General features: G+C 40.0%; 5 protein-coding genes. All 5 read left to right on the forward strand.

The window, feature by feature from the left end:
- The first annotated feature begins 102 nt into the window (after positions 1–102).
- The 5 genes from FTU12_RS15815 to FTU12_RS15835 all read left to right on the forward strand — a co-directional run bounded on the left by FTU12_RS15815 (position 103) and on the right by FTU12_RS15835 (position 8,589).
- Entirely contained in the window at positions 103–2,379 is a 2,277-nt protein-coding gene (locus FTU12_RS15815; RefSeq protein ID WP_180114943.1) for a class I SAM-dependent DNA methyltransferase, read from the forward strand.
- Positions 2,379–3,776 (forward strand): restriction endonuclease subunit S, encoded by a 1,398-nt coding sequence (locus FTU12_RS15820; protein ID WP_180114944.1) that lies wholly within the window; start codon positions 2,379–2,381, stop codon positions 3,774–3,776. The genes FTU12_RS15815 and FTU12_RS15820 overlap by 1 nt, the downstream gene beginning before the upstream one ends.
- The gene (locus FTU12_RS15825; RefSeq protein WP_180114945.1) at positions 3,773–7,030 is read left to right on the forward strand and encodes a type I restriction endonuclease subunit R; all 3,258 of its coding nucleotides are present in this window, start codon (positions 3,773–3,775) and stop codon (positions 7,028–7,030) included. The genes FTU12_RS15820 and FTU12_RS15825 overlap by 4 nt, the downstream gene beginning before the upstream one ends.
- 73 nt (positions 7,031–7,103) lie before the next feature.
- On the forward strand, positions 7,104–8,195 hold the full coding sequence (locus FTU12_RS16575; protein WP_257227331.1) for a hypothetical protein: 1,092 nt from the start codon (positions 7,104–7,106) through the stop codon (positions 8,193–8,195).
- Positions 8,188–8,589, forward strand: coding sequence for a surface-adhesin E family protein (locus tag FTU12_RS15835; RefSeq protein WP_180114946.1), 402 nt, complete (start codon positions 8,188–8,190; stop codon positions 8,587–8,589). The genes FTU12_RS16575 and FTU12_RS15835 overlap by 8 nt, the downstream gene beginning before the upstream one ends.
- Positions 8,590–8,816 lie beyond the last annotated feature (227 nt).

Raw genomic sequence — 8,816 nt, forward strand, 5'->3', positions numbered from 1 at the left:
ATTCTTTTGTACAGTCTATCTCTAGCAAATTGCCTTGTAAATCAGGCACAATCAATCACATAGATTTCAAGTTTTAGCCTTTAGGCAAGCGGTAGTTTTTTAATGACAAATAATAACTTTTCACAGACAGCAGCCTTCATTTGGTCGGTTGCAGATTTGCTCCGCGGTGACTTTAAGCAATCGCAATATGGACGTGTGATTTTACCGTTTACCTTGTTGCGCCGTTTAGAGTGTGTACTTGAGTCAAGCAAGGCAGATGTATTGGCAGCCAATGAAAAAGTAAAACAAATGCCGCTGCCCGAAGAAGCCAAAGAAAAGATGCTGCTCAAGGTTACAGGGGATATTAAGTTTTTTAATACTTCCGAACTTAATTTAGGCAGTCTTGGGCAAAAGGACATTCGTGCCAATTTGGTTAATTACATTCAGCACTTTTCTAAAGACGCGCGAGAGATTTTTGAGCATTTTAAGTTTGATGAATTTGTCGGTTTACTTGATGATGCCAACTTGCTGTATAAAGTGGTACAAAAATTTGCTGCAACAGACTTGAGTTATAGCGCCATATCCAACCATGAAATGGGCTTGGTGTTTGAAGAATTGATCCGCCGTTTTGCGGAAAGTTCGAATGAAACCGCAGGTGAACACTTTACCCCACGTGACATCGTGCGCCTCACCACAGGTATAGTATTTGGTAAAGATGATGATGCCTTGAACAAAGAAGGTATCATACGCACGGTATATGACCCAACAGCGGGTACAGGCGGTTTTTTATCCTCAGGCACAGAATATGTGCGTGAGCATAACCCAGATGCGGTGATCCGTGTCTATGGTCAGGAGTTAAACCCTGAGTCTTATGCTATCTGTAAAGCCGATATGCTGATTAAAGGTCAGGATGTTAAAAACATTAAACTCGGCAATACGCTATCTAATGACCAACTTGCCTATGAGAAGTTTGACTACATGCTATCAAACCCGCCATTTGGTGTGGATTGGAAGAAGATTGAAGACGAGATTAAATCTGAGCATGAACAAAAAGGCTTTGAGGGGCGTTTTGGTGCAGGCTTGCCACGTGTGTCGGACGGTTCGTTACTGTTTTTAATGCACTTGATTAGCAAGATGCGTCAGCCAGATGCAGAGCATGAACAAGGTAGCCGTATTGGGATTATCCTCAATGGTTCACCACTATTTACAGGCAGTGCAGGCAGTGGTGAAAGTGAAATTCGCCGTTATATTTTAGAAGCTGATTTGTTAGAAGCGATTATCGCCCTACCAACCGATATGTTCTATAACACAGGCATTGCGACTTATGTTTGGGTACTGAGTAATAAAAAAGACGCTGAACGTAAAGGCAAAGTGCATCTGATTAATGCCACCAATTTAAGCTCGAAGATGCGTAAGTCTTTAGGCTCCAAGCGTAATTATTTAACCGATGAAGAAATCCGTATCATCACGCAAAACTACGGTGCATTTGAAGCTGTTGATACCTTAGCCAATGATGGTGAAAGCGATACGCAAAAGCCATTTAGCTCGAAGATTTTTGAGAGTTTCCAGTTTGGCTACCGTCGTGTGACCATTGAGCGTCCGTTACGTTTATCGGCACAGGTGAGTGATGAGCGTATTGCTACTTTACGTTTTGCACCGAAGCCATTTAATGCCGTGATGCAAAAGCTGTATGACGATTATGGCACTACATGGACAGCCGACAGCTATGGTCAATTGGCGGAGTATGAAGCCGAGATTCGTGCGCTCATTAAAGCTGAATTTAGCGAACTGAAAGAAAAAGACATTAAAACCATCCTTGAACCAAAACTGTGGTTAGAGCAACGCACGTTATTGACCAAAGCCCAAGCCCTACAAGCCAAGATTGGCACGGCGCAGTTTGATGACTTTAATGCCTTTGATGAAGTCCTTAAACAAGCCTTAAAAGATGCCAATATTAAGCTTGAAACCAAAGAGAAAAAGCAATTTATTGATGCCATTACATGGAAAAATGCCGATGCTGAACCTGTAGTAAGCAAGGTGGTAAAAGGCGCAGAAAATCCGTTGTATGGTCAGTTTGCATATAAAGGCAAAGTGGTTGAGTTTATACAAGATGGTGATTTACGTGATGCAGAAAACATTGCCTTAAATCCAACTGTCAGCACCACCGATTTAATTGAGTCTTACTTTAAGCGTGAAGTTCAACCGCATGTGCCTGATGCGTGGATTAATGCCGATAAGCGTGATGCGCAAGATGGTGAAATTGGCATTGTGGGTTATGAGATTCCGTTTAACCGTCATTTTTATGTGTATGAACCGCCACGTGATTTAAGCGAGATTGATGCGGATTTGGATGAGGTCAGCCGTGAAATTATGGCACTTTTACAAGAGGTGCATTCGTAATGGCTAAATATGAAAAATATACTGAGTATCAAGATTCAGGTGTGGAATGGTTAGGGGAGATTCCTAGTCATTGGCAAGCTAGTTATGTTGGTGTCTTATCAGATGTTATTGACCCGCAACCTGACCATAGAGCACCTGCCATTTCTGAGGATGGCGAAGGTTTTCCATATATTGGTATTCGTGACGTAAATAAAGATGGAACTTTGAATTTTGAAACTGCAAGACCTGTTGAAGAAAGTGCAGTTTTAAAGCAAGAGCGTAGTTTTACCATCGAGCCTCATAACATCATTTTTTGCAAGGTTGGTACTTTAGGTTTACCTCGGAAAATTATTCCTCATGGTCGATGTGCTCTATCAGCAACTTTAGTTTTGATTAAGGCTAGGAAAATTAATAGTCAATTTTTACTCTATGCATTAGATAGTGATTGTATTATTTCCCAAACTAATTTCTTAGCAACAGGTTCTACACGGGCAGCTTTAGGTATTCAGCAAATTCGTAAATTTAGAATACCTTTTCCTCCACTTTTAGACCAACTTGCAATCGCTAATTTCCTCGACCATGAAACCGCACAAATTGACACCTTGATTGCCAAACAAGAAAAGCTAATTGAACTACTTAAAGAAAAGCGTCAAGCGGTCATTAGCCATGCGGTGACCAAAGGTTTAAATTCTGATGTCACGATGAAAGATTCAGGTGTGGAATGGTTAGGGCAAGTGCCTGAGCATTGGAAATGTATAAAGATAAAACATATCACCACGACTTTTGAACAAGGTTGGAGTCCTCAATGTGATTCTCGACCTGCTGAATCACATGAATATGGGGTTTTAAAAGTTGGGTGTGTTAATGGTGGCTCATTTAGAAGTTCAGAAAATAAAGCCTTGCCACCTGAGTTAGAGCCACGCTTACAATATCTAATTCAAAAAGATGATTTATTAATTTCTCGTGCTAACACAAAAGAATTGGTAGGGAGTGCTTCTGTTGTTAATGGTGATTATCCAAATTTAATACTTTGCGATAAGTTGTATCGACTAAGGTTCTCAAAAAATGTATTGCCTGAAATGGTTTCTTTGTATTTATCGATTGGTGCTGTAAGAAAACAAATTGAGCTAGGTGCAACAGGTGCTAGTCACTCAATGCAAAACATTGGGCAAGATACAATCAAAGAGCTTTATTATTTGCTACCACCTTATGAGGAAGCTCTAAATATTTTAGAAAGCATCAAGCAATCTAATCAAAAATTTGATGAGCTAACTAAAAAAGCCGAATCAGCTATTCAACTGATGCAAGAACGCCGTACAGCCCTTATTTCCTCTGCGGTTACAGGCAAAATTGACGTTCGCAATTGGCAAAACCCCAACCATAACAACAATGAGGCGAATACGGAGCTTGGCGCATGAGAAAGGATGCAACATTAGAAACGGAATTCCAACAAGACATCATTGCCCAAATGCAGTCGCACGGTTGGCAACTTGGCTCAGGTACAGGCTACAACCGAGAAAAAGCCCTCTATACCCAAGACCTATTGGACTTTATACAAAAGACCCAAGACAAGGAATGGCAAAAGTTTAAAGGCATTTTTCCCAATGACACCGAACGCCATTTTTTAGATACCGTAGAAGCACAGCTTAAAAAAGCCGACATTAACGCCACCGATGCCCAATCCCGTAGTTATGGCACCTTGGGCGTGTTGCGTCATGGACTGCGTACCCGTGGTTGCCGTTTTTCATTTTGTCAGTTTAAACCTGAACATGGCTTAAACCCTGAATTGAATGAACGCTACAAACAAAACATTTGTCGTGTTGTGCCTGAACTTGTCTATAGCCCTTACGCCAACAAAGCCGAACTTGAAGCCACAGGCAAACAAGCCAAAAAATGGCGCATCGACCTTGTACTGTTTATCAATGGCTTTCCTGTGGCAACCATGGAGCTTAAGTCCGAGTTTAAACAAGATGTACATCGTGCGATGACGCAGTATAGAAAAACTCGTTTAGCCAAAGATCCTGAAACCAATAAGCCTGAACCTCTGCTGATGTTTAAACGTGGCGCATTGGTACACTTCGCCGTGAGTCAGTTTGACGTCTATATGGCAACACATTTACAAGGCGATAGCACGTATTTCTTACCGTTTAATAAAGGCACCAAAGACCAAGGCGCAGGTAATGACGTTCCTGAAAATCCAAATGAATATGCCACAGGCTATTTATGGAATGAAGTCTTAACCCCTGATCGCTTGCTGAATATCATCGGCAACTTTATCCATCTACAAATTGAAGAAAAAGAAGATTGGGAAGGCAAAAAATACAAAAAAGAAAGCCTGATTTTCCCACGTTATCACCAATGGAAAGTTGTCACCCAATTAGTTGAGGATTCCTTAAAGGAAGGCACAGGACAAAAATACCTGATTCAGCACAGTGCAGGTTCGGGTAAATCCAACTCCATTGCATGGACGGCGCATCAGCTTTCTAGCCTTTACGATGCCAACAATAAAAAGCTGTTTGATTCGGTGATTGTGGTGACAGACCGCACCATCTTAGATGCGCAGCTACAAGACACCATTCATCAATTTGAACATGCGGATGGCGTGGTGGGTCGCATTAATAACAAAGAAGGCGATGGTTCAAAATCAGAAAAACTCGCTAAAGCCTTAGAAATAGCACAGCCGATTATTATTGTCACCATTCAAACGTTTCCATTTGTACTGCGTGCGATTGAGAACAGCACAAGCCTAAAAGAACGTAAATACGCCGTGATTGCCGATGAAGCCCATTCATCACAAAGCGGTTCTACCGCACGACAGCTTAAAGAAACCTTGATGGTGGAAGAACGTGCTGAAGATGACAGCATATCGACAGAAGATATGTTGGATGCGGTGATGGCATCACGTAAAGGCAGTGATAATTTAAGTTTCTATGCTTTTACCGCAACGCCAAAGGATAAAACCTTACAGCTCTTTGGCCGTGTGCCTGATCCAAGCATGCCAGCATCAAAAACCAATTTACCGCAGGCTTATCATGTCTATTCAATGCGCCAAGCCATTGAAGAAGGCTTTATTTTGGATGTCTTAAAAAACTATACCAACTATAAAGTGGTCTATCAGCTGAAGCAGAAGATTGAAGAAAAAGACGATACCGTCGATGCCAAAAAAGCCAAAATAAAGCTCAATCAATGGGTACGCTTGCATGATTACAACATCTCGCAAAAAGTCGCAGTCATCATTGAGCATTTTAAAAAGAATGTCATGGGCTTACTCAACAACCAAGCCAAAGCCATGGTGGTTACAAGCTCTCGTAAAGAAGCCGTGCGTTATAAACAAGCCTTTGATAAATACATCACTGAGCAGAAATACCAAAACATTCAAGCGATGGTGGCATTTTCGGGTGAGGTGGAATTCAATGAGAATGATTCGGACAGTAGTCATTTATTGGGTCAGAAGTTTACTGAAAGCAATATGAACCCGAACCTAAAAGGTCGTGAAATGCGTAAAGCATTTGATAGCGATGACTTTCAGGTGATGATTGTAGCGAATAAGTTTCAAACAGGTTTTGACCAACCGAAACTCTGTGCTATGTACGTGGATAAAAAACTGGGTGGGGTGGAATGCGTACAAACACTTTCTCGCTTAAACCGTACTTATCCAAGCAAAGCGCAAACAGGCACGTTTGTGTTGGACTTCTTTAATGATCCACAAGACATTTTGGATGCCTTCCAACCGTATTACCAAACCGCAGAATTGGCCGATGTATCCAACCCGGATCAAGTCTATGACCTGTTTGAAAAGCTAAAATCAGCAGGGATTTTTCTCTGGACGGAAGTAGAGCAATTTGCCGATGCCTTCTATGCCAAAAATAAATCACCTGCGGCAGTGGCAAACATCTGTAAGCCTGCTTTACAACGCTGGGAGCTACGCTATAAACAAGCGGTGAATGATTATGATGTCACCAAGAATCGTTTAGAAATTACCAAGCGCACCAATGAACCTGTACTCATTGCCAATGCAGAAAATGAATTTGCGGATGCAAAGAAAGCACGTGATGGCTTAGAAATCTTTAAAAAGGACTTGGGTAGCTTTAGCCGTTTCTATGAATTTATGTCGCAAATCGTGGACTATGACGATAAAGACCTTGAGAAGTTGAGCCTATACGCACGTGCCCTACGTCCAATGCTACGTGAACAAATTGCAGATGAAGATGTGATTGACTTAAGTAATGTGGAAATGACCCATTACCGTTTATCCAAGCTACGTCAGCAGGATATTCAGCTTCAAGCGGATAGTACTGAGCATAAGTTAGAACCTGCTAATGATGTGGGTACTGCGAAAGCGAAGGATAAGAAAGAGGATTTCTTGTCTCAGATTTTACGCCGTGTAAATGATCTATTTGTGACAGATAACTTAACGGATCAGGATATGATTAATTATGCCTATACCGTTGCCGATAAGATGGCTGAGAACACACGTATGATGACGCAGATTCACAACAACCCACGTAAGCAAGCGATGCTCGGTGAGTTTGACACGGCGCTTGATGATGCAGTACTAGATAGTAATGCAGCGCACATGGAGCAAATGACACAGTTGATGAGCGACCCTGCTAAAATGAGGCAGTTTGCACATATTATTTATGATGTGTTGGTGAATAGGGACCGTCAGTAGTAAGTTCAATGTTAAATTTTAATAAAAGGTCATTTTTATAAACTTATTAAATCTGAAATGATGTAGGGGCGTTATGGCATATTTCTTGGGGTTTTTATATCTAGCGGCATATATAGTGATTTACGTGTCATTGTTATTGCTGCCTTATTATGTTGCTTATTCTATTATCGAACCTCATAGCTTTTTGGGTGTAGTGGGTGTATTTATTTTAGGCTCAGTAATCGTACCTCTAACTTTAGGGGTGGCATTTTTAGTATTTGGAAGCTTTTTTGTCGCTTTTGATAAATTTAAAGAAAAAATAGCTCAAAACCCTCAATCACAACCTTTATCTGCATATAGTAACGAAAGCTCACCATTAGATGTAACGCCTAAACCAGAAAAGGAAAGTTCAAAGGGTGTTTGGATTTTTTCAATTTTAGGTATTGGGGTATTAGCAACAATATTATTTGTTGGCTCTATAGTAACTAAAAAAACTGAAGAGCCTAGTGCTGATTATGAAACAGCTCCTTATGAAGAATCTGCAGATGATACCTCACCACATTATCTTTACACTGATACATCTAATGATGAAATAACTGATCCTTATTTAGCTAATACTACGATTACAGATAATTATAGCTACATGAATGATGCTGTAGATGAATTTTTAGAGATACTGTCAGATTCGGGAATTTCGGGAGTGGCTAGAAGTGTTCGTGATTGTTATGTAAATACAGAAATTGATAACCTCTATTGTCTTTATCTAGATAATGCTGCAAGACTCATGGATAATGCTGTTGCTAATCAGATGGGTTTCAATCGCGATGAGTATTTGAGAGATGATAGGGTTTTAGCTCGAAATCAAAAGTATTATTATATACCTACGAATACAAGTCATTTGGCATCTGATCATCAAAAAACAATTGAAATTCAATTGATAAGCCTGCTAAATAAAAAGGTACAAGCAAGAAGACATAAATCTGACACTAATAGTGGTATATCTACAGAAAACTCAGCCTCATATTCTCATAATAATTCTTATGATTCTCGTTTAGGTGTTGAGATGAGTCAGAATTTTAATAAAATTACCAATAATGCACCTGAACAGCTAGAGCCTGAATCGGTAGCAAATGGTGGTGATACTGGGGCAGAAGAGAATAATGAATTAGAGGTTGGTTATGAATAAGTTATTTTTGGCAATAATAGTATGCGGTATTTCATCTGTTCAAGCATCTGAATGGGAATATTTAGGTGAAACGGATGAATTTAGATATGAGCTGGATCGGCAAAGCATCCGAAAAGTACCAACTGGTTATTCAACTATATCGAGTAATGTAACTCAATTTTGGGTAAAAAAAATCGTTATTAATGATATTTCAAAAGATGGGCTGGGACTGGGTGATTATACTAAAAATTTGTACCATGTAAATTGTAGTGCAGATCTCTTAGGATTTAAAACCGAAGTTAAATACAAAGGGAATAGAGTTATTGATAGCTATACAGATTCGTATGTGAAAATGACACCTATTATTCCCGATACAGTTGGTTCAAGTTTTGCTCAGGCAATATGTGATCATTGATGTATGGTGAGTTGGTAGTTAAAGGCAAGTGATCACGTTTATGGGCGACCCTGCTAAGATGAAGTAGTTCTCTCATATTATTTATGATGTGTTGGTGCATAAACAAAATAAAACAATTTAAAAGAGAGTATTGAATTAGGGGGCCTTATGGGAATTAAAGATTTTTTCAGTAATGCGATTGATACCGTAACAGACACAGCCAAAAGTGCAACAGATGCTATTAAATA

The organism is Acinetobacter sp. YH12063, assembly GCF_013419715.1.
In the GTDB taxonomy this organism is placed as follows: domain Bacteria; phylum Pseudomonadota; class Gammaproteobacteria; order Pseudomonadales; family Moraxellaceae; genus Acinetobacter; species Acinetobacter amyesii.